The organism is Brevundimonas bullata (assembly GCF_014207965.1).
Taxonomy (GTDB): Bacteria; Pseudomonadota; Alphaproteobacteria; order Caulobacterales; family Caulobacteraceae; genus Brevundimonas; species Brevundimonas bullata_A.
Genome location: NZ_JACHLM010000007.1, coordinates 1 through 24,533 on the forward strand (window position 1 = coordinate 1; position 24,533 = coordinate 24,533).

The 24,533-nt window shown below is 63.7% G+C and carries 24 protein-coding genes and 1 pseudogene; 10 read left to right on the forward strand and 15 right to left on the reverse strand.

The window, feature by feature from the left end:
- Positions 1-547 (forward strand): annotated as a pseudogene (locus tag HNP51_RS16780) (integrase core domain-containing protein); the annotation flags it as partial.
- Between the two features lie 367 nt (positions 548-914).
- Here the strand turns inward: HNP51_RS16780 and HNP51_RS18375 are convergent.
- From HNP51_RS18375 to HNP51_RS16810, 7 genes are all read right to left on the reverse strand, one after another.
- Positions 915-1,133 carry a hypothetical protein gene (locus tag HNP51_RS18375; RefSeq protein ID WP_260398575.1) on the reverse strand — a complete coding sequence of 73 codons (219 nt, stop codon included), beginning with the start codon at positions 1,131-1,133 and terminating at the stop codon, positions 915-917.
- 540 nt (positions 1,134-1,673) lie between these two features.
- Positions 1,674-2,078: a hypothetical protein gene (locus HNP51_RS16790; protein ID WP_184273624.1), complete on the reverse strand. Its 405-nt coding sequence runs from the start codon at positions 2,076-2,078 to the stop codon at positions 1,674-1,676.
- Between the two features lie 208 nt (positions 2,079-2,286).
- A complete protein-coding gene (locus HNP51_RS16795) occupies positions 2,287-3,555 on the reverse strand; it encodes a DUF2254 domain-containing protein (protein ID WP_184273620.1) in 1,269 nt (422 codons plus the stop codon).
- A gap of 12 nt (positions 3,556-3,567) precedes the next feature.
- Positions 3,568-4,605, reverse strand: coding sequence for a mechanosensitive ion channel family protein (locus tag HNP51_RS16800; RefSeq protein WP_184273617.1), 1,038 nt, complete (start codon positions 4,603-4,605; stop codon positions 3,568-3,570).
- 126 nt (positions 4,606-4,731) lie between these two features.
- Positions 4,732-4,908, reverse strand: coding sequence for a hypothetical protein (locus HNP51_RS18380; RefSeq protein ID WP_184273614.1), 177 nt, complete (start codon positions 4,906-4,908; stop codon positions 4,732-4,734).
- 661 nt (positions 4,909-5,569) lie between these two features.
- Positions 5,570-6,175 (reverse strand): response regulator FixJ, encoded by a 606-nt coding sequence (gene fixJ / locus HNP51_RS16805; protein WP_178827017.1) that lies wholly within the window; start codon positions 6,173-6,175, stop codon positions 5,570-5,572.
- The gene (locus HNP51_RS16810) at positions 6,172-7,542 is read right to left on the reverse strand and encodes a PAS domain S-box protein (protein WP_255500418.1); all 1,371 of its coding nucleotides are present in this window, start codon (positions 7,540-7,542) and stop codon (positions 6,172-6,174) included. Before HNP51_RS16810 ends, fixJ begins: the two co-directional genes overlap by 4 nt.
- Positions 7,543-7,786: 244 nt before the next feature.
- Between HNP51_RS16810 and HNP51_RS16815 the strand changes: the two genes are divergently transcribed.
- The 6 genes from HNP51_RS16815 (at position 7,787) to HNP51_RS16835 (ending at position 12,287) form a co-directional block, all read left to right on the forward strand.
- A complete protein-coding gene (locus HNP51_RS16815; protein ID WP_178827013.1) occupies positions 7,787-8,476 on the forward strand; it encodes an alternative oxidase in 690 nt (229 codons plus the stop codon).
- 165 nt (positions 8,477-8,641) lie between these two features.
- Positions 8,642-9,850: an NO-inducible flavohemoprotein gene (gene hmpA, locus HNP51_RS16820; protein WP_184273611.1), complete on the forward strand. Its 1,209-nt coding sequence runs from the start codon at positions 8,642-8,644 to the stop codon at positions 9,848-9,850.
- Between the two features lie 473 nt (positions 9,851-10,323).
- Positions 10,324-10,449, forward strand: coding sequence for a hypothetical protein (locus tag HNP51_RS18710; protein WP_260398574.1), 126 nt, complete (start codon positions 10,324-10,326; stop codon positions 10,447-10,449).
- Positions 10,450-10,543: 94 nt separating this feature from the next.
- Positions 10,544-11,098 (forward strand): DUF6680 family protein, encoded by a 555-nt coding sequence (locus tag HNP51_RS16825; RefSeq protein WP_184273609.1) that lies wholly within the window; start codon positions 10,544-10,546, stop codon positions 11,096-11,098.
- Positions 11,095-11,616, forward strand: coding sequence for a hypothetical protein (locus tag HNP51_RS16830; protein WP_184273607.1), 522 nt, complete (start codon positions 11,095-11,097; stop codon positions 11,614-11,616). Before HNP51_RS16825 ends, HNP51_RS16830 begins: the two co-directional genes overlap by 4 nt.
- Entirely contained in the window at positions 11,598-12,287 is a 690-nt protein-coding gene (locus HNP51_RS16835; protein WP_184273606.1) for a hypothetical protein, read from the forward strand. Before HNP51_RS16830 ends, HNP51_RS16835 begins: the two co-directional genes overlap by 19 nt.
- Before the next feature lie 22 nt (positions 12,288-12,309).
- Here the strand turns inward: HNP51_RS16835 and HNP51_RS16840 are convergent, their stop codons facing one another.
- The 3 genes from HNP51_RS16840 to HNP51_RS16850 are packed head-to-tail and all read right to left on the reverse strand — an operon-like array spanning position 12,310 to position 15,589.
- Entirely contained in the window at positions 12,310-14,229 is a 1,920-nt protein-coding gene (locus tag HNP51_RS16840; protein ID WP_184273604.1) for a helix-hairpin-helix domain-containing protein, read from the reverse strand.
- A gap of 5 nt (positions 14,230-14,234) precedes the next feature.
- On the reverse strand, positions 14,235-15,002 hold the full coding sequence (locus HNP51_RS16845; RefSeq protein WP_184273602.1) for a PP2C family serine/threonine-protein phosphatase: 768 nt from the start codon (positions 15,000-15,002) through the stop codon (positions 14,235-14,237).
- Entirely contained in the window at positions 14,984-15,589 is a 606-nt protein-coding gene (locus HNP51_RS16850) for a VWA domain-containing protein (RefSeq protein WP_221434181.1), read from the reverse strand. The genes HNP51_RS16845 and HNP51_RS16850 overlap by 19 nt, the downstream gene beginning before the upstream one ends.
- 1,461 nt (positions 15,590-17,050) lie before the next feature.
- Here HNP51_RS16850 and HNP51_RS16855 point away from each other — a divergent pair.
- From HNP51_RS16855 to HNP51_RS16865, 3 genes are all read left to right on the forward strand, one after another.
- Positions 17,051-18,490, forward strand: a complete 1,440-nt coding sequence (locus HNP51_RS16855) for a sensor histidine kinase (protein WP_184273598.1) — start codon at positions 17,051-17,053, stop codon at positions 18,488-18,490.
- A 231-nt stretch (positions 18,491-18,721) separates the two neighbouring features.
- Complete coding sequence (locus HNP51_RS16860) at positions 18,722-19,042, forward strand: hypothetical protein (RefSeq protein ID WP_184273594.1); 321 nt, start codon at positions 18,722-18,724, stop codon at positions 19,040-19,042.
- A 74-nt stretch (positions 19,043-19,116) separates the two neighbouring features.
- Positions 19,117-19,854: an NYN domain-containing protein gene (locus HNP51_RS16865; RefSeq protein WP_184273591.1), complete on the forward strand. Its 738-nt coding sequence runs from the start codon at positions 19,117-19,119 to the stop codon at positions 19,852-19,854.
- 98 nt (positions 19,855-19,952) lie between these two features.
- On the opposite strand, the gene HNP51_RS16870 is transcribed toward HNP51_RS16865, so the two are convergent.
- The 5 genes from HNP51_RS16870 to HNP51_RS16890 all read right to left on the reverse strand — a co-directional run bounded on the left by HNP51_RS16870 (position 19,953) and on the right by HNP51_RS16890 (position 24,398).
- Positions 19,953-20,456: a heme-binding protein gene (locus tag HNP51_RS16870; RefSeq protein WP_184273587.1), complete on the reverse strand. Its 504-nt coding sequence runs from the start codon at positions 20,454-20,456 to the stop codon at positions 19,953-19,955.
- 47 nt (positions 20,457-20,503) lie between these two features.
- Positions 20,504-21,226, reverse strand: coding sequence for an ABC transporter ATP-binding protein (locus HNP51_RS16875; protein ID WP_184273584.1), 723 nt, complete (start codon positions 21,224-21,226; stop codon positions 20,504-20,506).
- Positions 21,223-22,428, reverse strand: a complete 1,206-nt coding sequence (locus tag HNP51_RS16880) for an ABC transporter permease (protein WP_184273581.1) — start codon at positions 22,426-22,428, stop codon at positions 21,223-21,225. Before HNP51_RS16880 ends, HNP51_RS16875 begins: the two co-directional genes overlap by 4 nt.
- 4 nt (positions 22,429-22,432) lie before the next feature.
- Complete coding sequence (locus HNP51_RS16885) at positions 22,433-23,506, reverse strand: efflux RND transporter periplasmic adaptor subunit (RefSeq protein WP_184273578.1); 1,074 nt, start codon at positions 23,504-23,506, stop codon at positions 22,433-22,435.
- 109 nt (positions 23,507-23,615) lie between these two features.
- The gene (locus HNP51_RS16890; protein ID WP_184273575.1) at positions 23,616-24,398 is read right to left on the reverse strand and encodes an outer membrane beta-barrel protein; all 783 of its coding nucleotides are present in this window, start codon (positions 24,396-24,398) and stop codon (positions 23,616-23,618) included.
- Positions 24,399-24,533: the final 135 nt, after the last annotated feature.

Sequence of the window (24,533 nt, forward strand, 5' to 3'; positions counted from 1 at the left end):
AGATGACGGACGGGCGGCGCTTCCGCATCCTGACGGTGATCGACAACTGCACCCGCGAATGCCTGGCGCTGGTGGCTGATACCTCGCTGTCGGGCACGCGAGTGGTGCGGGAGTTGGACGCCGTCATCCGGCAGCGGGGCCGACCGGACACCATCGTCAGCGACAACGGCACGGAGTACACTTCGACGCCGTCCTGGCCTGGGCCGACGACACCGGCGTGGGCTGGCACTACATCGCGCCAGGCAAGCCACAGCAGAACGGCTTCAATGAGAGCTTCAACGGGCGCCTGCGTGACGAGCTGCTGAACGAGACGCTGTTCCGCTCCCTGCCGCACGCGCGCGCGGTGCTCGAGGCCTGGCGGCGTGACTACAACGAACGGCGACCGCACTCGAAGCTCGGCTGGCTGACGCCGCAGGCCTACGCGCAAGCCCATGCTGGAAACGCCGGGCGGCCTGCTGCGCTGGTTGACGGCTGCGCAGGCCGCCCTATTGCCAACCCAACCAATCTCTACCCAGATCAACCTCGGACTCTTGTTGTGGCTGGATGAGAAACGGGGGTCACGTCAGGCCACGCTCACTCGTCTGGCCGGAAGTAGGATCACCTGCATGCGAACTGGGCAAAGCTACCAGCGGGTGACGGCGATCTGCCACAACTCGTCAGGGGTCGAAATAAACTGCGCCATGGTAGAAAGTGGGGTGGCGTTAATCTGGGATCGATTCAATCGACAACAACCGATCTGTCGATCCTGATGCACGAGCGATCAATCCATTAAGGGCTTAGGCGAAAGGCTGTAGCCTCCCCGTGGTGCAGGGTCAGGCCCGCCCGGCTCCAGACGGTGACCCCCACCCGGGGGGTAGAGCAAGCGGGTCCGCGTATATTCGAGACGTCGAGAATGCGGCCCGAAACCATTTGGGCTATGGAGCGCGCTTGTTCAGCAGTTTGGCGATGGCAGTCACGATCTGCGCGGGAACGAAAGGCTTGTCGATCAGGATGCTGTCTGGAACTCCATATGCGGCCCATTCGTCGGCGCTATCGCCCGTCACATAGATCACCGGCAAGGTCGGAAATCTCTCGCGAGCCGTAAGCGCGATGTCCCACGCTTTGATTTCCCCGCCGAGGTTCACATCCGTCACCAAGGCTCGGCATATGTGACCATTGTCCTCGACAGCGCCAAACCTTTCTCCGCCGAGTGCGCTGTGTGCGGACGGAAGCCATTATCTTCCAGCGCAAGTTCGATGGTGGTCGCGACTAGAACATCGTCATCGACGACAAAGGTGCAAACTGAATCCATGGCTTAGCCCGAGCCGAGTGGAGTTCCCCGGAGCCAGAACACGCCCGCCGCAAAATCGATCCCGACTGGAAGCGTCAGTCGAGAGGGACGACGAAAACTCGCTCGTAGCCGTGCGATCCATCCGTTGTGGGGAACGCCACGAAGTCGTCTCCGCTGCGCTCCAAGATTTCTCGGGCAAGCTCGTTGAAACGATCCTCTGCACCATCCAGACGGACAAGCGACAGGCCCTGCTCTTCCACAACTACGGTGTGCGCGGATGAACCTTTGCGAAGACGTTCTAGGAACTGCCCCATGCGTCCAAAGAACATGAACACTTACTAATATGCAAGAAGGGCTGCGTGAAATTCGCGTGACAGGAGAGCCCCCTGCCTCGAAGGGAGGACTAGAACAATGTTCTTACGCCCGTGCCAGTGAAAGGTGCCGGAGTGCATCGACCCTTTGCGGTTATGGACCCAGCCGGTGTGATTGACAGCAGGAAGTAGCTTCCGCTCACACGGTCGATAGTGAATGTCCGTGCATGACCGGGTTGCAGTGCATCACCCCAGAGGATCAAAATTGTTGGCGAGATCTCGGCGATTGTCTGCACCGGCTTACAGGGGTGGGTGCACCATTTCATTGAAGCGGTGTCGATGCTCATCCGAATGGTGCGCTCGTTTTTGGTCTCGGCGCGGTCGTTGAGCTTCACCGACGTTTCGATGTCGCACGAGAGGTCGAAGCTCGCCGCCTGTTGAGCTTGGGCTGGCGTTGCGGCGATCAGGCCGAATAATCCGATTACTGCTGCGTGCATTTAGTGCCCCATTTCAGTGGTCCGTCCTATCCGCTGTGGACGATCCAACCAACCCGCTTGAAATCAGAACAAAACAAGAACGTTATTGCGGGATAGGTGCAGCCGCTCTTGGACTTCGTCCGGGGTGGGCGTGATCGCGATCTTCTTTCCCTTCTAGCGACTGACCACCGCGAAGGGAGAGGCTTGCCGATGCGGAGCTTCAAGGCGACTATGCCGCTGTGGCTAGGAAGTCGGCATAGGCGGTCGCCAGTACGGCCTTGTCGTTTTCGTTGACAAACAGGGCCTGCCCCTGCTCATCGGCGATACGCGCCTGGCGCCGCAGAACGTTCAGACGATGCAGGTCGGTCTCGACCGCGGCGACGGCGGTCAGGACGGTCATCAGGTGGATGAGAACCGTCGGCGAGGTCCCGGCGTTCTGTCTGATCATGTCGAACATCACGCCGGCCAGGGCGGCGTAGTCCAGCGTCGGCACATAGAGCCGGACGACGCCGTCCTGCTCATAAACCCCGTTGTGAAGATGGCGCGGCGCCAGCCAGGCCAGCGCCGCGCCCAGACGATTGAGCACGCTGATCGCCGTCCTCGGGTCGTTGACGCCCGGCGAGAGCGCTCTCACGGCCACCTCGACCAACTGGGCGACAGGAAAGGTGAAGTCAGCCGGAGATCCGCCCCTGCGGCTCAGCGCCACCCTGCCCCAGATCGCCGCCTCAGCCTCCTCTACTTCGTGCGAAACAAGGGCGAAAGGCGCATGGGGGAAGACGAACTCGCCCGGCCGCTTCAACAAGCGAACGCCACACCCATGGGTTTTCGCCCAATCCGCCAAGGCGCCCGTGTCGGTTTGCTGGAGATAGCCCGCCTGGCGAAGGCTGACCTTGGCCGCCCAGCTCCAGTCGACCGGATCCGGATATTCACGGCACGGTTCGTCCAGCGTCAACCGCTCCATGTCCCGCACCACGTCGTCGTGCACCAAGTCGATGACGGTGTCCACGTTGATGCGATTGGCCACGTGATGGATGAAATAGATCAGCAGGGCGACGCAGGCCCCCGCCAACACCAGTCCGATCGTGACGCCCAGGGCCGGGACGAAGGCGGTGTCCTCCCCGCCTCGCACGGAGCGCAGCACCACGAGAGCATAGGCGAAGGCGCCGAGAAAGACGCCCAAGGTCATCTGGTTTCCCCGGTCGCGCATGAAGTTGCGCAACAACCGAGGCCCCATCTGGCTCGAAGCCAGCGTCAGCGCCGCGATGGTGATCGAGAACAAGGTCCCGGCCACGCCGATGGCCGAGGACGCGATCGCGCCCAGCAGCGTGCGGGCGCCGGTATCGCCGCGGCCGTAAATCCAGGTTTCGGGTATCCAGCCGGGCAGTCGCCCCAGCATCTGGATATCAACCACCAGGACGCCAAGCCCCGCGAGCGCCGCGACGATCAAGGCGGGCAGGGCCCAGAAGGCGTCCGTCACATCCTGAATGAAACGAAGCAAGCGCGCCTTCATCTAGTCATCGGGACTTTCGATCGGGTCGGGCTGAGGCGTCAATAGATCAGCCGCCGCATCGTTGACGGCCCGCGCCGCGTCAACCGTCGGTGCGGAAGACTTCGCCTGCGACGCAGAAAGATGGTCGCCCAGCCCCAAGGCCGAGAACGCATCATCGCCTTCTCGGCCAAGCAGACTTCGGATCCTGAGGTCGGTCTGCGGGAAGGGAATCTCGATGCCCGCGGCGTCCAGGGCGTCAGCGATCGCCCAGGTGTAGGCCGCATGCATCGCTGCGGGTCTCTTGACCGCCTGAGGGCTGGGCCAGACCAGAAGCTCGAAGTTCAGGCTGCTGTCGCCGAACCCGACCAGCCAGACCTGGCTCTTTCTCTGATCGGTCTCAGGCATGGTGAAGGGCGAGGCGTTGGCGGCGGCCAGCACCGCCTCGCGCACCTCTGCCCGGGACGCGCCGTAGGCGACGGAAAAGGGAATGTGGATGCGACGGGTGTCGCCCTTCAACGTCCAATTGGTGACCGGCCCCTGGATCAGATGCGAGTTGGGGATGATGACGTTGACGTTGTCATTGGTGCGGATACGCGTGGCCCGGGGGCCGATCTCGGCGATCGCGCCGCGCGTCCCGCTTTCAAGTTCGACATAATCTCCCACCGACACCATCCGATCGAAGATCAGGAAGATGCCGGATACAAACTCTTTCACGACGCCTTGAAGACCCAGCCCCACGCCGATGCCGATGGCCCCGGCGAAAACCGCGAGAGAAGACAGGTTCAAACCTGCCGACGACAGCCCCACGATCACCCCAAATACGATCACGGCGTAGCCTGTGAGTTTCTCCAGCAAATACAGAGCCTGCGCGCCCCTTTGCGCTTTAAGCCGCAGCCTGCGGAGGCCGCGCGTGATGAACCAGGACACGACGATCGCGGCGGCGATGATGATGACCGCCGAAACCAGCCCGCCCAGCGTCAGCACGCTTCCGCCGATATCCACAATCCTGGCGTCGTCGAGCTTGCCCAGATCGCCGATCACATCACTCGCCGCCGTCATGCGGGTCAGCCCCCTCGCGCCGCAGCCCCGATACGAAGGCCGCGCGCTCCAACGTCTTCATGATCAGCCCTCAGCGGCCCAGCGAGCTGGAAGACTCCATCGCCAGACCCGCCGGGGATCAGCGGTTCACCAAATGAATGGTTCCGCTAGGGGAGGCTCGGGCGCCCCCGCTTCCTTCGCGCCCGCGTCAGATCGCGACCTATTTGAAGAGACTCGCCTGACCACGCCCGCAATCGTGCCGGCCTGGGCGATGACCGAGAAAAGCACCACGATATAGGTCGCCACCACCAGCAGGTCCTTCATCGGTCTGGCCGGAAAACTTCAGCTTCGAGGGCGCCAGAAAACGTAGGCGGATCACTAACCCGAGGACTCTAGCTCCGCGTGGATGAAAACTCAGGGGCACGTCACCTGCGTTCAGCTTGGATTTCATCATGCAGTTTCTGCGCAACATTCTGCCAGCAACCGTCTTGTGGGTAGGCGTGAACTACCTCTTTGACAGAATGGTCGGAATGCCACGCTAACGCTATCCCGATCTGCGTCAGGCCGCACGGAGCCACTCACCAGGACCGCTATTGCCACCGATCCTGCATCGACTATCCGATGACCTTCAAGTGGACCTATTATTCCTTCAAGGCCGAGGATCACTATGTTCGCGGAGCGACGGCGGCGGGTGTCGCCCGGGTAGGACGACACCTCCCCCAGCTTGAAGTCCGCGTCTGGTTCTTCCGTCCGACAGCCGCGCCGCCGTGGATGATCCCGAGAACTATTCGGCCTTGGTCGGCTGGGCCGCTTAGCGCCATGAACGGACATTGCCTGGCGGCCCGAAAGCGGACGTCCGGCCGTCGGCAACCTCAGGACCGCTTTCGCCCCAGAGGACACGTTCAGCCTTGGCCCAGTACTGCCTGCGCTAGAGATATCCAAAAACCCATCAACAGCGCTGAAACCGCTTTAGTTAGGCGTCCGATTAGGGATGAACCGTGAGGTACATCCGCAAGAGTTCGGACAAGCTTCCAGCCTGCATCTTGGCCATGAGGTTGGCGCGATAGACTTCCACGGTCCGCGCGCTGATCTCGAGATCATAGGCGATGACCTTGTTGGCGTGGCCCTGAACCAATCCTGCGAGCACGTCGCGTTCCCGTCCTGACAGGGCGTCGAGACGCGCCACCAGCATCCGCTTCTCGGCTTCTGCCGACGCCGTTTCGCCCGCTCGATCCGCCGCACGCTGGATCGAAGCCAACAGCAATTCGTCGTCGAACGGCTTTTCGATGAAATCCACCACGCCTGCGCGCAACGCCTCCACAGCCAGCGGCATGTCGGCATGGCCAGTGATGACGATCACAGGTTCCCCCGAACCGTCCGCCTGTAATCGGCGTGCCAGCTCTATCCCGGTCATGTCAGGCATGCGCACATCGGTGATGATGCATCCGGGATGTCGGTCTTTCACGGCGAGAAAGGCGACGGCGGACTCGTGGGTTTGCACGCATAATCCGGCTGTACTCAGGAGGAAGGCGATCGAATCTCTCACAGCGGCGTCGTCGTCGATGACGTGCATGATCGGAGCGTTTGTCATGCGAGCTCTTCCTCAAGTCGGGCGCGATGTAGCGTGAAGTGAAAATCCGCGCCTCCAGCGGCGTTGGCCTCGAACCACAGGCGCCCGCCATGGGCTTCCATTATGGTCCGCGATATCGAAAGCCCAACCCCCATGCCGGCCCGCTTCGTCGTGATGAAGGGCTGGAACAACTGGACCGCCACATCGGGATCAATCCCCGCCCCCGTATCGGAAACCGTGACCTGGACATGATCCTCATCCAGCGTCGAGGCGGATATGGCCAGGTCCCGTGTCCCGCCGTCCTGCATGGCGTCCATGGCGTTTCGGATCAGGTTGAGCAGGACCTGCTGGATTTGAACCCTGTCAACGATGACGAGGTCAGCGGACGGATCGAGGGCGAACCGCACCTGAACGCCGTGCTCCCGCGCCCCGACCAGCGCCAGGGCGCTGGCCTCCTCGATGAGCGAGTGCAGGTTCTCGATCCGCCTTTCAGTCTCGCCCCGGGCGACGAACTCTCGCAGGCGCCGGATGATCACGCCGGCGCGCAGCGCCTGGTCAGCCGCCCGGTCCACGGCGTCGGAGACGCGATCGACCGACGCATTCTCCAAGCGAAGCAGTCGCCCCGCGCCCTTCAGGTAGTTGGTGATCGCGGTCAACGGCTGGTTCAGCTCATGGGCGAGCGCTGACGCCATTTCGCCGAGGGCCGTCAGACGCGACACCCGGATCAGGTCTGCCTGAAGCTCCTGCATCCTGGCCTCAGCCTGTTGGCGTTCCGTCAGATCCCGCACAAACCCGGTGAAGAAACGCCCCTCCTTGGTCCGCATCTCCCCGACTGCGAGTTCCAGAGGGAAGTCGGACCCATCCTTGCGACGACCGACCACGACGCGCCCTACGCCGACAATCCGGCGTTCTCCGGTTCGATAATAGCGTTCAAGATAGCTGTCGTGCGCTTCGCGATGAGGTGCGGGCATCAACAGGCTGACATTCTGCCCGATGGCTTCGGCCGCAGTCCAGCCGAATAGCCGTTCTGCAGTGGGGCTGAAGGCTCGCATGGCCCCCTTCTCGTCGATGAGAATCATGGCGTCGGGCACGGTGTCCAGGATCAACCGTAGATGGGTCTCACGGGAGGAAAGCTCCTTCAGAACCCGTTGGAACCACTCGCCGCCCCAGGTCACGGCGCCCGCGACGACAAGGAATAGCGCGGCCTCCGCCACCTGCGGCTGAGCGTCGCCCAGAAGCAGTCCCGTCGCGACGCCCAGGCCGGCGGCCAGGGCGCCGGGCCAGACGCCGCCCAGGGCTGAGCCCGCCACCACGGCCGGCACAAAGACCAGAAAGGACAGCCGGGCGTCGAAGAGGGACGGCAGGCCTGCTCGCGCCCAAGCGCCCATGAGGATCAGTACCAGAACCGTGGCGACTGCTAGCCAAGGCGAAGAGGGCCTCACAAGGGGAGAAGACGAATGAAAGACGCGCATCGTCCGCTTTCTAGCCTTGTTCACCAATGGGCCGCGCCTCCGGAATTCCCCCTAGGGTCAAGACCCGGATACCGCGTTCAGCCCGCCTCTTCTACATCGGCCTCATCCTCTTTCGCCGGACGAACCGGCCCGGGACTCCCCGGTTTCAAGGACCAAGGCCATGAGCGCCCCACTCGTCGATCTCTCCGTCCACCATCAACCCAAAGGGTTGTCGGACCGCGTCGCCTTCGGCTTCACCAAGCTGCTCCGCTTCTGTGCGGATACCTTCTTCGCCAAGCGATACGGACATCGCGCTGTCGTGCTGGAAACGGTCGCGGCTGTGCCGGGCATGGTGGGCGCCACCATCAACCATCTGAGCTGCCTGCGTCGGATGTGCGACGATCGGGGCTGGATCAAGACCCTGATGGACGAGGCCGAAAACGAACGCATGCACCTGATGACTTTCATCGAGATCTCGAAACCGACGCTGTTCGAGCGGTTCGTCATCGTCTCGGTCCAGTGGGTCTTCTACCTCTTCTTCTTTGGTCTCTATCTCGTGTCCAACAAGACGGCCCACCGGGTGGTCGGCTATTTCGAGGAAGAAGCCGTGATCAGCTACACCCACTACCTCGCCGAAATCGACGAAGGGCGCTCGCCCAATGTCCTGGCCCCAGAGATCGCCAAACGCTACTGGAACCTTCCTGACACTGCGACCCTGCGCGACGTTGTCCTCGTCGTTCGTGCCGACGAGGCCCACCACCGGGACGTCAACCACGGCTACGCCAACGAACTCGGGGGATTGCCGGTCCAGGCCGTGGCGCCCTGCCCGCCTCACGCTGCGCTGGAGCCGACCTGGAAGACTGCGGCCTGAAGCCTCGCCGTCTCCACCGAACCGTCTGCCCCCTCACGCGCGTGGACATCTAAGAAGCGCCGCGCGCGTCCGACCGACCTGACCCGGCTTGGCCACGCCGCCAAAAAATCCCGCGGCCTGAACGACCGCGTTTTCCAGTTTCCAGTTTACCGAGGACACCTACTGATGTCGCAAGCCCTCAGCGAGCGGACGGTCACGATCGTCAAAGCCACAGTTCCAGCCCTTCAGGCCCATGGCTTGGACATTGTCCGGGAGATGTACGCCCGGATGTTCCAAAATCCGGAAATTCGCGATCTCTTCAATCAGTCGCATCATGGGGATTCTGGCTCTCAGCCCCGCGCGCTCACAGGCGCAATCCTCGCCTATGCCGCCAATATCGACAATCTCGGCGCCCTGACGGCCGCAGTTGAACGCATTGCGCAGAAGCATGTCGGACTGCAGATCATGCCAGACCATTACCCCCATGTCGCCAGCGCCTTGCTGGGCGCCATCGGCCACGTCCTGGGCGAGGCTGCGACCGAGGACGTTCTCACCGCCTGGGGCGAGGCCTACTGGTTCCTCGCGAACATCCTCATCACACGCGAGGCGGCCCTGTACGAGAATCTCGCCGCCGCCGAAGGCGGATGGAACGGCTGGCGCGCCTTCGAGGTGGCGGAAGTTCAACCCGAGAGTACGGTCATCACCTCCATCATCCTGCGGCCGGTCGATGGTGGCCCGGTGCTGGCTCACAAGCCTGGACAATACCTCACGTTCTGGCTTGACCTACCCGGGCATTCGCCGATCAAGCGTAACTATTCGATCTCCTCCGCACCAAACGGGGAGACCTATCGGATCTCGGTGAAGCGGGAGCCACATGGTCTCGCCTCGACCTGGCTCCACGAAAACGCCCGCCCCGGCCGAATCCTCAAGGTCGGCGCGCCGGCGGGCGACTTCTTCCTGCCGGATGATCCGCAACGTCCCATCGTGCTCCTGTCCGGCGGCGTCGGCCTGACCCCCATGGTTTCCATGCTGGAGGCGCTGGCGGCCCGACAACCACAAGCCCGGGTTCACTATGTTCACGGCGCGCGCGATGTCGCCTCCCACGCCATGGGCGATCATGTTCGCCGACTCGCCGCCGCCATTCCTGCCAGCCGCAACACTGTCTTCTACGAAAGCGTGCCGGAGGCCGCGAACCTGGCCGACCACGAACGAACTGGACGGATCTCAGGCGCCTGGCTGGCCTCGGAAACACCGGTGAAAGAAGCCGACTACTACTTGTGCGGCCCCCGCCCCTTCTTGCGAGCCCTGGTCTCCGACCTGGTCGCCATCGGGGTGTCCGCCGATCGCATCCACTATGAGTTCTTCGGCCCTGCCGACGAAGCCCTGGCGGCCTGAGGGCCGCCCCCTCGTGGTCTGCCGATGTCAGACGTCCTCGACCCGGCGCTTTTCCGATTCATGCGCCGGTAATCGGACGACTGACAGGCCGTCGAGCCCCATGCCGACAGCTGCGTCAAGTCGATGCTCGGTTACAGGGCGTCGGCGCCTGCTGTTACTCTCGCCTCAATCATAACGATACTCTTCGAGTTAGCGTTGAGGGCGAGCGAACATGACCGCTTGCCATACGTCGAAGGAACGATTGGAAAGCGGGAGTTGGGTCGCCTACGCGCCAGATGCGGACATTCCGAAATCTGCAGCAACAGGACATTCAGCTGGCGGCGCGGCCTTGGCCAGCCGAGATAACAGATCGAAGCTTGGCTCGGCGAGGGCCGCCGCCCCCTGATCGAGCCGCCGCATAAAGGGCGGGTATCTGTAAAGTCCCACCCCGAGCTGGCATCTGGGCAAAGCTATGCGATCACTGGAAGGCGTTCATGAACGCCGACGTCCTCAAAAGTGAGGCCCGCACACTTGCGAAGAAAGGAGCGGACTTTGAGAAGAAGCTATTCTCGGTCACGCCGCTGGCGCGGTCGTTCGACCGCGGTCCCAAACTCGGTTAGGGAACGACCTGTGGGACGTCGCTAACACGCCTCTTTTGAATACGTCGAACGGAGTTACACTGTGCGTTGTTGAACTGCTTCGGGGCCGCACACTTTGCCGACTGATCCGACCTACCTCGGTCTCACCGCCACCAATTGGATTCTGGTCGCTGCGACCCTGATCGGTCCTATCGCGGCCGTCGTCATCACCATGATGGCAGAGCGAAGACGGGCGAAACATCAGCACAGATCGAACATCGTTCAAACCATCCTGAACACCCGCATGCGGGCGAACGACGTTCAGTATCAAATGGCGATCATGGCGGTCGCAGTCGAGTATCGAGACGATGCTGAGGTCATGGCCGCCCATCGCGCCTACATGAACCACGTCGCCATCGAGCCCGGCGAAGGCCACGAACAAGCCCACAACACGCAGACGGGCCAGAAACTGGTCGCGCTGCTCAAGCTACTGTTCGACAGGATCGGGACTAAATTCTCGGAAGCCGATATCGACAAGATGTCCTACCACACCAAGGGCGTCGGGATGCAGGACGACCTGCTGCATGCCGCCCTCTTCGGGATGGTCCGGGTCGCCAATGCTCTGGAGCGTCAGGAGCAAATCTTGGCCGCGTCAGTCGGCAAAGACGACGAGCCGGAAACCAAGCAATGACCGACGAGTCCAACACCTTCCGCGAAGACTCGCTCTGGCAACGTCTGATCCATGACAGCCAAGGCTTGCTGGGAATGGTCGGGATGGGATTCGCGTGGTTGATCGCCCTTGGACCGCTGGGGATGCTGGGCTGGCAATGCCTAACTTGGCTCCAGAACGGCTACTGGGATCGCTGGCCGATCTCTCGCACCCTCGCCGGTTTTGACATCTATGAACCGGAAACCACATGGGGCGGCGTCCAGAAGATCACCCACTTCCTGTTCGAGTTGCCGACAGCCCTCGGGCTGATGTTCCTAGGGCTCGCCGGGATGATGGCCTTCGGCGGTTTACTGGTCCTGATCGAGAAATACGCGACCGCTGACGTGAAGGTCTCCTACACGCGAGACGGCCGGTCACAGTCTAGGCACTACAGGTCGGTTATCCGTAACAGCGAAGAGCAAGTCGTCCGGTTGCTCTACCGTGACATTCCCGATGGCCTGTGGCGGATCACGCAGATCGAATGGTTGCCCCGCGCATGAATTGGAATCCGTTCGCCAAGCTTAGGGCGACGCCTCTCTGTGACGCTCTGTCCAAGGTTACGACGGACAAGATCGCCAACGAGTTGGCAAAGCCTCCCGAGGATCACGCCGTCCTTGCCCGGATCATCGCCTACCGATCCATGCGAACGGCGAGCGGCTACCTCGAAATGTTCCCAAAGTCGGGCGTCAAAGTCCCCAATCTCGACGTCGTCGCTTTCGAGACATTGGCCTTCAATGCCTACGCGATCCGCCACGCCTACAACCCCATACCAAGGCTGGGAGCCGAGGATCACGACGAGGTCCAGGAGAAATACGAACAACTGTTCGACGAGGACGTGAGTGAAGCATTCAAGCTCGCGGCAGGAATTTGCGCCTCATTGGCAGAACGCGCCACTGGCTGGGATGACCTGATCGAGATCACGAACCGACGTCAGATGCACTACGCCATGGCCAAGTCGGACGACGACATGCACAGCCGGTTCCTCGGCTATGTCCGAAATTGCCAGACTTCGGCACGGGCCAAGATCACCTACGATGTCGCGCCGGTTCAGCCGGGCAAGCACGGAGACAAGCTGCTCATGCTGACGATGGGATACGCCTACGTGCACATCCCCCCCCAAGCTCGCGAGATCGACAAGGTTATCGAGGACCACGGATTCCGCGCTTACTAGCGGAATCGGAAAGCCCCGCTCCTCATGCCGCGCGCTGCCTAGCTAGGGCCAGCTGCAGATCGTCCCACGCGGACTTGAGGAAAGGCTCGAGGCGGGTTCTGGCCGCCAAAATGTTCACCTGAGACGTCAGGAGTTCTCGCGGCCCGGCCTGCAGTCGGTCCACGAGCTGCTTTCGCCGGGTCTCGATCATTTCCTCGACCCGACGGGTCTCGCGCGGATCGACAGGCGCAGCGGGGTTGAACCGGAACCGGCTTTCATGTTGCCGGCGCCAACCGACGAGCGCATCGCAGAGCGAGGGGCCGAACCCCCGCAGATTGAGGATCTTGTAGCGCTCGACATCGGCGGCGGTCTCGATGCCGAACGACGCCAAAGTCGCGGCCCGACCGGGACCGACGCCGGTAATCTGCGCCCGGTCGATGCGGAAGCGGTCAAGGTACTGAACCTTCTGGTGCGCTTCGCGCTTCGCCTGGAGCTCAGCCAGAAGCTTCACCCTGCGCGCGGGAAGACCCTTGTACTCGGTATGGGAGTCAGACAACTGACCCTTCAGGCTCAGGAAGGCGGCGACGGTCGCCTGGTCCCTCCACCGCCCTTCCAACTGGTTCCAGGTCGCCTGAGCTGCGTTGACGGCGGCGGCCAGCGCCTGGCGCCTAGCCGCCGATACGCGGGGCCAGACGGCGAACGCCACCCCTGCACCGATCATGCCGCCCATGGGCCCCACGCCGCCGTCGGATCCGCACGCGACAAGGCCGATGCAGGCCGCCGCCACCGAGGCCGCAATCCGCACCTGCTTCAGGAGGGGAGACGGGACGTCCATCCCGGCTGGCGACTTCCAGAGCCCGGCGGACGGGAGCGCCGGGTCGGGCGGCGGCGGCGCGACGCGCTCGATCTGGCTCCACAGTGCGGCGATGTTGATAGTCTGCCCGGCCTCACCCCGGATGCGCTGGCCAAAGAGACGCGCTCCGGTCTGGCCTTCAATCACGCACCAGGGGCATGCAGCCAGATGCGAAGGATAGAAATGCGCGCCTGAAGCGGTGCAGGGTTTGAGGGCGGCTTTCAGCGTGTCGAGCGCCGAGACCCAGTCCGCCGGGGTCGGCCGGGGGCGTCCCGGCGTCGGGGCGAACGCCGCATCGAACAGACCCGAGATCCTCGGGCCGAGGACCGCCAGGTCGATCGTGCCCGGCGGCCGGTCCATCATCATGGTCTTGCGGTGAGGGCCGTAGGCGAAGCGCCGCTCGGCGATCGCCCTTTCGATCGGCATCTCCCCGCGCCCGGACCAGACCCCCGCGTAGGGATGACGCCCCATGCAAAGCAGATGGAAGATCAGGACCGCCATTCCGAATGCGTCATGGTCCGGGGTGCGGACCAGACCCTTGAACGACCGGCCGTGGAGCTCGGGCGGCGTGAAGAGCGCGACCCCGACATCACAGGTGAGGACGCCGTTCGGCTTGGGCGTCTGGAACGAGTCGCAGTCGATAAGGACGACACGGCCGTCACGCCCGACCAGAAGATGGCCGTGGTTGACATCGCCGATGATGTAACCGGTCCGGTGAACCGCTCTGAAGGCTCTGGCGACGTTGGAGGCGACGTGAACTAGGAAGCGGAAATCGGCCTCCGGGAAGGACCCGGCCCTGCTCTTTGGACTGTAGAGCTCATGCGCATCGGAATGCGCCGCGACTCTGGGCATGATGAAGCCCGTCACCTCCCGGCAGCCATTGAGGACCAGATCCAGAGGCCAGGCCGCGACCTTGGACAGGTCTCCGCCGGGCATCGCCGCCATGAGCCGAAGCTTCTCCACCTTGGCGGGGCTCGGCGGCTTCAGATAGATCTTGGTGACGCGATCGGTTGCGTCGGAGAGCGACCACACCGCGCCTTCGCCGCCCTTGCCGATCTCCGCGAGGAGTCTCAGAGGCTTTCCGGTGCTGGCGACGACCAGGTTCGACATCGAACTTACGAGACCGTCCGGGTGGCGATGACCAGGGTCAGATCGTCATCGGCCCGCTCGCTGACGCGGGGCGAAGCCAGGAAGCCGGCCAGTCCCGTCGACAGACGCTCCACCTCGCCGACCGCCTCCGCCGACCGAAGCGGCGCCAGCACCCCTTCGAAGAAGGGATCGTGGGCGCTCCGCTCCGAGTAGTTGAGCGCCAGGGCTTCGAGACCGTCCGTCATCAGGGCGATCTCGAAGACGGACGGACGGATGCCGGCCAGGTCGGGCGGGCTTGCCCCTTCCGGATCGGTCAGAAACCGCGTCATGTTGGCGTACTCGCCCTTCTGGGGCCAGAAAACCCAGGACCAGCCCTCCTCCGCGTCGTCGCGCAGGGCAATGACGCCGTCGCCGATCTGCCCCGCCGCACCGCCATCGCGCGTCAGGGCGACAAGCAGCAGGGTGCAGGCGAAGTCACGCGCGGGCAGGTTTTCAGAATCCGCTTGGGCCAGCACGGCCGCACGGGCCTCATCGAAGGCGGAAGCCACCAGCGCCGGCCAGTCTGTCGCCTCCTGATGACCGGCGCGCATGGATGCGAGCGCCTGCCGGACAGCGACCTCGGCCCCGACTTCGGCGCGTTTCGCACTGCCCGCCCCATCAGAGACGGCGGCGAGAAAGACACCGTCGGCGGACCAGACCTCGAACCGGTCTTGGCAGACTTCGTCGCGCTTCAGATGGGACGAGCCCGTCGTCCTCGCCGCAGCATGGCGCCACATCAGCCGGCTACGGCCCATCCGTCTGGAGCCGTCGGGTTGTCGAGTGGGACCGCATCGCCCGGCTGTGACCTCGAGACGCTGCCCAGGGAGTTTGAAAGCCAGACGAAGAGCTCCCGGAAGGCCAGCCCTTTGAGCTTGAGGGGCGTGCGCGTGGTGAGAGCCTTCAGCCGCTCGACATCCGCCCCCTCGACCGCCACGGCATAGAACATGAACGCCTTGCTCTCCTCGCCGGCGCGGATCGCGGCTTTGGCTGCCGAGACGTCGTCAGTCGGTTCGCCGTCCGTGATCAGGAAGACCCAGGGGCGGTAGTAGCCGACCCCATTGGCCCGGTAGGCTGACTTCCGCTCTTCAATAAGGGAAAGGGCCGTCTGGACCGCGGCGCCCATGGGGGTGTCCCCGGTCGGCCGCAGATCATTAAGGTAGAACTGATCGGGCGTCACGAAGGTCTGGACCACCTCGACTGGGCCGAAGGTGACGACGGCGAGCTCGACCCGTTTAGCGGCCATGCTGTCGCTCTTCATCTCCTCGATGAAGACCTTCAGGCCCTCGTTGAGATGCTGGATCTTGGCGCCTGACATCGACATCGACGTGTCCAGCAGCAGCACGCACGGGCAGCGCGGTTCAGGATTGTCCGCGAACTCCACACCCGCGAATGGCACTTGATCATAGTCTGACATCAGATCCCCCGAACTGCAGTGACAACGTTGGCCCGACTTGCAGCCCCTCACCACCACACGTCATAGTGGGATTAGTGGGGAGATGGCGATGAAATTCGGATTGAGAAAGCCGAGCTTGCGCAAAAGCTTCGCGGCGCGGACATCCCTCAAGCGGGTCGTGCGACATAGTCTCGGCGTCAAGGCACCGCGCGTTGCAGCTGGCTAACGAATCCCAAGAAAGCTGCCTACAATCGCGTCTATGCTCGTTCGACGGTCAGCCTTTGGGCGCTGCTGTCGCGCCTATTCAAATAGTGTCAAACGGGTCGAAAAAGCCGTGCTCTAAAGCGGACCTTTGTAAATACCGATAGGAGTCATCCTCGGTCGTTCAGTAGCGTGGTTTAGCGCGCCTTAAGGGGCTCCAGCGTAGGCGCGCCCGGCGCGATTCGAACTTCTATATCGACATGTTGAATCTATCCGCGATCGACAGACGCTTGAGTCGCCCCGACCGCTGTGAACACCGTCTGCATGGAGCTCACGGTCAAAGGGACGGCACAACTAGAAAGCTACCGGGAGCAGCTGCCAACGGCAGCGGACGAAGCGCGGTCTCCGTGGGCCGCCGAGTCATTGACGTGGGAATTCGTGCTCGTTCGCGAGAACGAAAAGGAAAGAAAACCAGAACTGCGTGTGCAAATTTTGCACACGTCGCCCCACAACCTACTGATTACACACCATAATCAGCACCATCCATCATCGGGGCGACGGACAGCCTGTGGGCGTTATTCATCGGCATTTTTTAGCAAGATCAAAAAGTTGGAAGGCGGCGTGGGCACTCGAATTCGCGACGTCTTGCAACGTTTTTCCGGGTTCTCGACACCTCAGCGCGCACAGGACGCACACGAAATGGCGACGTACTCGAAACTCCCGTCAGGAACGTGGCGGGTCCAGGAGAGACCGAAGGGGCGCTATATAGGCGAGACCCTGCTCAAATGCGATGGCGCGCGCCGCTGGCGACCGGGGGCCGGGGGCCGGGGGCCGAGGGCCGGATGAATCGCCCCCTTCTGGAGCGCCCGATGAGAACCATCGTGCCATCCCGCCCTTACTCAAATCAAGTAATAAAAATCACTATCAATCACCCCGCTGAGCGAAAGCTAAAAACTAGCGGCAACTTTATTTATACTAATAAATAAAGCGGTAAACGGAACAAAACCGAATATCTATCGCTATACATGAAGGACGCATAATTTTACGCCTCCACCCCTTCAAGCGCCCAACCCGCCACGGCGCCTAGCCGCGGCTTTAGGCCCGAGTTTGGGCGTCTGTTCTGAAATCACATAGCAGGCGATCGCTCCCCTCCCTCACAGGCTCTCACCCGTCGCGACAACCTCGACGGCGCAGAGCAGAAGGCCGCACATGACTCCATTATCCGCCGATGTGTCGTTCCACGACCTGATCGATACCCTCCCCAGCGCCCTTGTGGTGCTGGACTCAAGCCTGCACGTGACCTCAGCGAACCGGTCCTTCTATCACCTGTTTCAGGTCCAGGCCGATGAGACTGAAAATCGGATATTCTTCGATCTTGGGGAGGGTCAATGGGACATTCCCTCCCTTCGCGACCATCTCGAAGGCGGCCTCACGCAGGATCGTGCAATGGGGGCCTTCGAGGTTGAGCATGATTTTCCCAGGATTGGGCGCCGCGTCTTTCGTTTGAATGCGGGAAAGCTCCCCCCAGTTGAAAACGGCCCCGCCAACCTTCTATTGGCGATCGACGACATCACGACGGAACGCGAAGCCTCGCGCGAGAGCGAGCGCGCCTGGCGTCTGGCGCAGACCATAGTCGACACCGTGCGCGACCCGATGGTGATCCTTGAGGGGGACATGAGAGTCGCGAGCGTCAATCGCGCCTTTCTGACCCTCTTCCAGGTCGCGGAGGCGGAGGTCATGGCCCGCCCGCTCAAGGATCTCGGCGAGGGCCAGTGGAATGTATCAGCGCTGGGCGCCTTGTTGGACAAGGTTGTGCCCGACGAGACGGCGTTCGACGGGTTCGAGATCGAAGACGAGTTCCCTGCATTGGGACGCCGCATCTTCAAAATAAACGCTCGCAAGGTCTACCGGCCGGGCAATCATGTCACCCGCCTTCTGGTCGTCTTTGAAGATGTGACAGAGGCCCGGCTGCTGGAACGCCACAGGGACATCCTGGCCGCTGAACTCGCGCACCGCATCAAGAACAGTCTGCAGATCATCACCTCCCTAGTCTCTTTCGAGATTCGAAGAGCGGCGGAACCCTGCATTGACGGCTATCGCGCGATGCAGGCCCGGATCGCCGCCGTTGCAGAACTGTACGACGTCATCTCCCAGTCTTCAGCCCTGGGCCCCGTTCCAGTTCAACCCTACTTGAGCGGCATCGCGGCCAGCATCCATTCCAGCCTCATTGGCAAGGCCGCCGACATTGAAATCCAGGTGGAGGCCGAGCCCCTGCTGATCGATGCCGACAAGGCCGTCTCCGTAGGCCTGATCGTCAATGAACTGGCGACCAACGCCGTGAAACACGCCTTTCCCGGCGGCGCGGGGCGCATCCTCCTGTCGTTTGAACGCCGAGACGACGAGGTTCTGCTGACCGTTCAGGACAATGGCGTGGGTCATGACCAGACCCGCAACAGCGGAGCGCGTTCCGGGCTAGGGTCCCGCTATGTCGAAGCTTTCGTGAAACAACTGGGAGCCACCTTGGCGCGCGCGACGGGCGCCAACGGCACAACAATGACCGTCAAGCTGCCAATGTCGATCCTTGCAGAGGCCGCAGACGAAGACGCGACGCCGCCGCTCACGCAGGCGATCAGACACGAGCATGAATGAACATCATCATGAAAACGATTTAGCATTCGCCCCAGCGATTGCTCGATCCGGATATCAAAAATCTGGAGAGAAACCAAAAGCAGGCCGATATTCGAGCCTAATTATATTTATATAAAGCAATACTATATTGCGCTTACCCTCGGCCGTCCCCATGTAGGCATTCTAGCGGGTCTGTCAGGACCTCACGCCCCGGCCTCGCCGAGACGCATCCCACCGAATCCGAGGTTCCAGATGATCGAAGACGCTTACGTCCGACTTTACGCCAATGACTTCGCGCAAATGGCAGGCCGCTCCGAGCTAGGCCAGGATGTAGAGGGGGCGGTTGAGAAGCGCCTTGCCGATGCGCGCGCCCACGCTGTCATTATGGACTCCCGCAAGGGGCCTGGCCATCTGGACGCCCTGATACGACGCATTCGAGACACGGCCCCTGAATTCACGGGGCGTGTGATGTTGAAGGATGCAAACCCGCAGGAGGCGGCTGCGCGCCGTTTTGTCTTCCTGACAAGAATCGCCGACGCTCTCACGGGTGGCGCCGCACCGCAAAGGGTGTGATGCACGCCTGTTTTCGCGCCCATTGAGCGCTTCAGCTATAGTTTGCCGCCGAGCGGTTTGGTTTTGAGTTCTTGATGTCTTCTCAGGTAAATTCGCCGCGGCTCGCGGTGCTGATCGATGCGGAAAACGCCTCCGCCCGTATAGCCGAGGCGCTTTTCTCAGAGATAGCCACGCTTGGAGATGCTTCGGCGCGCCGGATCTACGGCGACTTCTCCAGCGCGCAATTGAGCGGATGGACCAAGGTTCTGGCCAGGTTCGCCATTCAGCCGCAGCAGAATTTCGCCAACACCAAGGGCAAGAACTCCGGGGACATCGCCTTGGTCATCGACGCCATGGACCTGCTGCACTCGGGACGATTCGACGGCTTCTGCCTGGTGTCCTCGGACGCCGATTTCACCCGCCTGGCTTCGCGTATCCGCGAGGAAGGCGTAGCCGTCTATGGCTTCGGCGAGCAGAAGACCCCCGAGAGTTTCCGCCAAGCCTGCAGCCGCTTCATCTACACTGAAAACCTCAGCGTCGCGGCGGCCCTGGAAGGGCCTGCGCCAGCGGACAAGGCGTCCAGAAAGTCCACCGTTCGACGTCCGGCGTCTGAAGCCGCCCGCCTGGTCGCGACTGTCATCGCCGACATGGATGAGGACGGCGACGGCTGGGTGGCGGTCGGTGGTCTTGGTGATCGTCTGCGCAACGCCTACCCCGATTTTGACCAACGCAGCTATGGCTACCCCAAGCTGTCGGATCTTGTCCGCGCTACGGGACGCTTCGACGTCCAGACCAGCAGCGGCGGGTCCATGAGAATTCGCGACAAGGCCTAGGCGCCCCGCACCTACGACTGAGGCGCCGACCCGCGCGATATAGCGACAGCCGCCGGCCCGCGCAGCGAGCGGCGGCTGCTCCTTCTCATGTCTGTGTCTCAGTCCGCCGGAAGATGCTGGCGGATGGCGGCCATGGCGCAGCCCTCGTCGCCGGCCGCGCCGCCCGCGCCCGCCACGCCCAGGGCGCCGATGACCTGACCGTCGACGATCAGGGGCACGCCGCCGCCCAAAAGCAGCAGTTCGTTCAGGGTGTTGAGGTTCTGGGACGTCGGGTCATTGCGCGCCCGTTCGGCCATGACGCTGGTCGCGGTCTTGGTCGACAGCGCCGTATAGGCCTTGCGTTGCGCCGCCAGGGTGTTGTGCGGACCGACGACGTCGTCGCGCTGCAAGGCGACCAGGTTGCCGCTGCGGTCGACCACCGCCGCCACCGCCGACCGGCCTTGGGCGTGGCAGGTGGACAGCACGCCGTCCAGCAGCCGGTTGGCCAGGTCCAGAGACACGTCCTGACGAACCAGAACGCCGTTGGCCGCCGCCGGGGCGTCCTGCACCGGAGCCGCGCTGATGAAGGCGGCCGCCGCCAGAAGGGAAAGGGAAAAGGTCATTGTCTGGTCCTTTGAATCAGAGCGGCGGCCATGCCCCGCCATCAGGGTCAGGAATGAGGCAGGTCGGCGCGAATCTCGTGTCCGACCACGTCATTTGAGATCAGCAGCCCGTCGCTGAGCATCAGGCGGCGGGTGCAGCGGGCGGCGACGCCCTCGTCATGGGTGCAGATCAGGAAGGTCGCCCCCTCCTCCCGGTTCACCTCGCGCATCAGGTCCAGCACGCGGTCGGCCGAGTCGCGATCCAGGTTGCCCGTGGGCTCGTCGGCGATGATCAGGTCCGGCTGGTTCATCAGGGCGCGGGCGATGGCGACGCGCTGCTTCTGGCCGCCCGACAGGCGCGTGGCCGGATAGTCGATGCGATCCTCAAGCCCCACGCGCGCCAGAAGCCCCCGCGCGCGGTCGCGCATCTGGCGCGAAATGCCCCCGGCGGGCGCGGCGGCGGGGAAGGCGACGTTCTCCATCGCGGTGAAGTCGGGCAGCAGATGATGAAACTGGAAGACGAAGCCCAGCCGCTCGTTGCGGAACCGCGCCCGCCGGGTCTCGGACAGGCCGTCCACGGCTTCGCCGCTGATCGACAGGGCGCCCGCCGACTGGCGCAGCAACAGGCCAATGATCGACAGCAGGGTCGACTTGCCCGACCCCGACGCCCCCAGAAGGGCGACCAGCTCGCCCCGGTCCAGATCAAGGTCGACGCCTTTCAGCACACGGGTTTCTTCCTCTCCGTTGCGGAAGACCTTTTCGATCCCCCGCGCCTGCAGCACGCGCGTCATTGCTGAATCGCCTCCAGCGGATCGACCTTGGAGGCCGAACGGGCGGGCAGGATCGAGGCGATCACCGCCCCCAGGGTGGTCAGCACCAGGGCCGCGACATAGCCCCCCTGTTCCGGCGCGATGGGCAGGGCCGAGGTTCCGTCAGGCTTGACGATCCCTTGCAGCCAGAGACACAGGCCGTAGCCGCTGGCGCAGCCGATCAGGGCGCCGACCAGCCCGATGATCAGCCCCTGAAGCAGGAAGACCCACAGGATGAAGCCGCCCGGCACGCCGAAGGCGCGCATGATGCCGACCTCGCCGCGCCGTCGGTAGGCGGACAGGACCAGGGCGCTGGCCACGCCGATGATGATGGAGATCAGCGAAAAGATCTGGATCAGGGTTCCAGTCTGCCCCTGCGCCGTCAGCGCGTCCTCCAGGCTCAGGTTCTTTTCCTGCCAGGGCGTGGCGCGCAGCCCCGTCGCATCGGCCAGAAAGCGCGCGACCGCGCGGGCGTCGTCCGGGTTCTTCAGCTTGACCTCGATATTGGTCACCCCCTCGGGCAGGACGAACAAGGGCCGCGCCGTCTGCAACGACATGAAGGCCACCCGTTCATCCAGGCTTTGCAGGCCGGTGCGGAACACGCCCTTCACCGTCAGTTGACGCTCCACGCCGCGGTCGGTCCGCAGCAGGATGGTCTGCCCTGCGCTCAAACCCAGATCCTCCGCCATGCGCACCCCGATCAACAGGCCGTCCGCGCCCAGATCGCCGTCGCCGCTGACGATCTTCGGCGTGATCTGCGAGATGGCGTCGATCCCCTGCGGGTCCACGCCCAGGATCGAGACCGGCGACACCGCCTCGCTCTTCACCAGGAAGGCGCTGCCCGAAATCTGGGGGCTGATGGCCGAGACGGCGGGGTTGGCCCGCAGCAGTTGCACGATCATCGGCCAGTCGCGGATCTGCTTGCGCTGGAAGGTGGACACCAGGGCGACCGATTCCACCGGCAGGTCCGGCCCCGCCAGGACCCGCGCCACGCGCGTCGGCGGCTCCAGACTGACATGGGCGCTGTCGCCCGTGACCTGATCGGTCAGCCGCACGGCCAGGCCGGCGATCAGGGCGGTGATGAAGACGAACACCGTCACCCCCAACGCCACCCCCGCGATCAGCAGCAAGGTCTGGCTGGGGTTGGACAGCAGATACCGCCGCGCGACCTTGAGGGCGAACACGGCCTCAATCTTCCGTCTTGGGCGCCACGGGTCGAACGCGAGCGCCGACGCGCGCCGAGGCGGGGTCCAGAATCACGCGGTCTCCCGCCGTCAGACCGCGCTCGATCAGGGCGTTGACCGTGGGCCAGCGCGCCACCACGACCGCGCGTTCGCGCACGACGTCGTCGGCGTCGACCACATAGACCTTGGGCGCGGCGGTGGCGTCAGCCACGGCGCTGCGCGGCAGGACGACGGCGCCGGGTCGCTGGCCGACGACGATGGTCACGTCGATAGAGCGACCGGGAGACAGGGACGGGCCCGCCTCGGGCGCCAGCTTCACCAGCCGCCCCCCCGTGGCCGCATCGACCTGGGGCGAGACCTCGGTCACGCGGGCGGCGAAAATCGTCGAGGCTCCAGACAGGGCCGCGCGGGCGGACATGCCCGGCCGAAGGGCGTCGGCGTAGGCCTCCTCGACCTCGGCGCGGATTTCGACGCCTGTCGCCGATCCCAGTTCGAACAGGGTCTCGCCCGCGGCGACCACCTGGCCGTTGTCGATGGGCCGCACCAGCACCACCCCGCTCATCGGGGCGCGGATGGTGAACTCCCGCGCGCGTTCGGCGGAGGCCCGCACGGCGGCGGCGGCGGCGGCGACATTGGCCTCGGCGGCCTGCAGTGTGGTTCGGGCGGCGTCCAGAGCGGCTGGCGCGGCGAAGCCCCGCTCGCTCAGCGTTCGGGTGCGCTCGTATTTCAGGCGAGCGTCGGCGGCCTCGGCGCGGGCGGCGCGTTCACGCGCCAGATCGGCCTGGGTCTGGGCCTGCTCAACAGCAGCCAGGATAACGGCCAAGGGCTCGCCGGCCGCAACGCGGTCGCCGTCGTCATGCATCAGGCGCACCACCTGCCCCGGATTGGGCGACGCCACCTGAACCAGATCCATAGGCCGCGCCCGCCCCACCACCGACAGCGCCAGCTCCACCGTCTGCAGCTTGACCGTCGCCACCTCAACCTCGGGCGGTCGGCGCCAAAGGATCACAGCCGTCACGGCCAGTCCGACCAGGACTGCCACGGCGAGGACGATGAGTTGTTTTCGATTGGGCCGCATGAAGGATCTCTGACGGTCGCGATCCGCGACGAACCAATCCTGCGGCGGTCGCCATGGATCGGCAAGCCTGTGGAGCCCCGGAGCCGATCATCGACTCCGGGGCCTGGACTCAGAAGGTGAACTTGGCTCGCAGGGTCACGGGCACATAGGTACGGTCACCGACGCCGTTGATCGACGCCAGCCCCAGACCGCCGATGGCGCTGTCGTCGTCGTTCAGGCTGGAGATATAGCGAATCCCCGTCTCGGCCTGCACCGAGACCTGCTCATTGAAGGCATAGGACAGGCCGACATCGACACCCGCCGTGAAGCTGGTGGAGCTGTCATAGAAGGGCGCATCAGCGATGGTGATGGCGGCGTCCGGGATCTCGAACGTGGCGTTGATCTTGTCGGTGAAGACGGCGCCCAGACGCCCGGCGACGTAGGGCTTGAGCGCGCCGGAGCCAAAGTACTGGCGATAGCCCGCTTCCAGGGCATAGGCCTTGTACTCACCGAAGGTCCCGTACACCGGCAGGGTCGTAGCCAAGGCCGGCACGAAGGCGCCGCCCACCTGCACCCGGCCCTCGTCGGCCTGCATGTAGCGCACCGATCCGAAGACCTCGGCGTTGTTGCTCATGCCATAGGCGAACTCGGCGCCCAGGTTCATGCCCTCGCCATATATGTCGTCGAAGCTGCGCGACTGGATGCGCAGTTCGGCGTTCACGCCGGCCAGGTCGGGATTGAGCGGACCAAGGTCCGGCACGGCAGCGGTCGCCCCGCCATGCACGTCGCCCCCGGTCGGGAACTCGGCCCCGGCTTCCAGGCTGACGGTCCAGCGACCGGGCGCGGTCTGAGCCTGAGCCGCGCCGGCGGCCGAAAGCGCGACGACGGTGGAAAGCAAAATCGTCCTGAACATTCTTCATCCCTCTTTCATGGCGCCGACGGCGCCGCACCGGCGCCCGTTCGCCGCGAGGCGACGGCAGGACGCCATAGACGAGCCAACGTGACATCTCGTTGGCACACAAAACGAGCTGACCTTGTCAGACAGCGG

Bases quoted from the DNA above. Each gene is read 5' to 3' on its own strand.
- HNP51_RS16790 (WP_184273624.1), bottom strand. From the start codon at position 2,078: ATGCACGCAGCAGTAATCGGATTATTCGGCCTGATCGCCGCAACGCCA.
- HNP51_RS16800 (WP_184273617.1), bottom strand. From the start codon at position 4,605: ATGACGGCGGCGAGTGATGTGATCGGCGATCTGGGCAAGCTCGACGAC.
- HNP51_RS18380 (WP_184273614.1), bottom strand. From the start codon at position 4,908: ATGAAGGACCTGCTGGTGGTGGCGACCTATATCGTGGTGCTTTTCTCG.
- fixJ (WP_178827017.1), bottom strand. From the start codon at position 6,175: ATGACAAACGCTCCGATCATGCACGTCATCGACGACGACGCCGCTGTG.
- HNP51_RS16810 (WP_255500418.1), bottom strand. From the start codon at position 7,542: ATGGGCGCTTGGGCGCGAGCAGGCCTGCCGTCCCTCTTCGACGCCCGG.
- HNP51_RS16815 (WP_178827013.1), top strand. From the start codon at position 7,787: ATGAGCGCCCCACTCGTCGATCTCTCCGTCCACCATCAACCCAAAGGG.
- hmpA (WP_184273611.1), top strand. From the start codon at position 8,642: ATGTCGCAAGCCCTCAGCGAGCGGACGGTCACGATCGTCAAAGCCACA.
- HNP51_RS18710 (WP_260398574.1), top strand. From the start codon at position 10,324: ATGAACGCCGACGTCCTCAAAAGTGAGGCCCGCACACTTGCGAAGAAA.
- HNP51_RS16830 (WP_184273607.1), top strand. From the start codon at position 11,095: ATGACCGACGAGTCCAACACCTTCCGCGAAGACTCGCTCTGGCAACGT.
- HNP51_RS16835 (WP_184273606.1), top strand. From the start codon at position 11,598: ATGGTTGCCCCGCGCATGAATTGGAATCCGTTCGCCAAGCTTAGGGCG.
- HNP51_RS16840 (WP_184273604.1), bottom strand. From the start codon at position 14,229: ATGTCGAACCTGGTCGTCGCCAGCACCGGAAAGCCTCTGAGACTCCTC.
- HNP51_RS16845 (WP_184273602.1), bottom strand. From the start codon at position 15,002: ATGGGCCGTAGCCGGCTGATGTGGCGCCATGCTGCGGCGAGGACGACG.
- HNP51_RS16855 (WP_184273598.1), top strand. From the start codon at position 17,051: ATGACTCCATTATCCGCCGATGTGTCGTTCCACGACCTGATCGATACC.
- HNP51_RS16860 (WP_184273594.1), top strand. From the start codon at position 18,722: ATGATCGAAGACGCTTACGTCCGACTTTACGCCAATGACTTCGCGCAA.
- HNP51_RS16865 (WP_184273591.1), top strand. From the start codon at position 19,117: ATGTCTTCTCAGGTAAATTCGCCGCGGCTCGCGGTGCTGATCGATGCG.
- HNP51_RS16870 (WP_184273587.1), bottom strand. From the start codon at position 20,456: ATGACCTTTTCCCTTTCCCTTCTGGCGGCGGCCGCCTTCATCAGCGCG.
- HNP51_RS16875 (WP_184273584.1), bottom strand. From the start codon at position 21,226: ATGACGCGCGTGCTGCAGGCGCGGGGGATCGAAAAGGTCTTCCGCAAC.
- HNP51_RS16885 (WP_184273578.1), bottom strand. From the start codon at position 23,506: ATGCGGCCCAATCGAAAACAACTCATCGTCCTCGCCGTGGCAGTCCTG.
- HNP51_RS16890 (WP_184273575.1), bottom strand. From the start codon at position 24,398: ATGTTCAGGACGATTTTGCTTTCCACCGTCGTCGCGCTTTCGGCCGCC.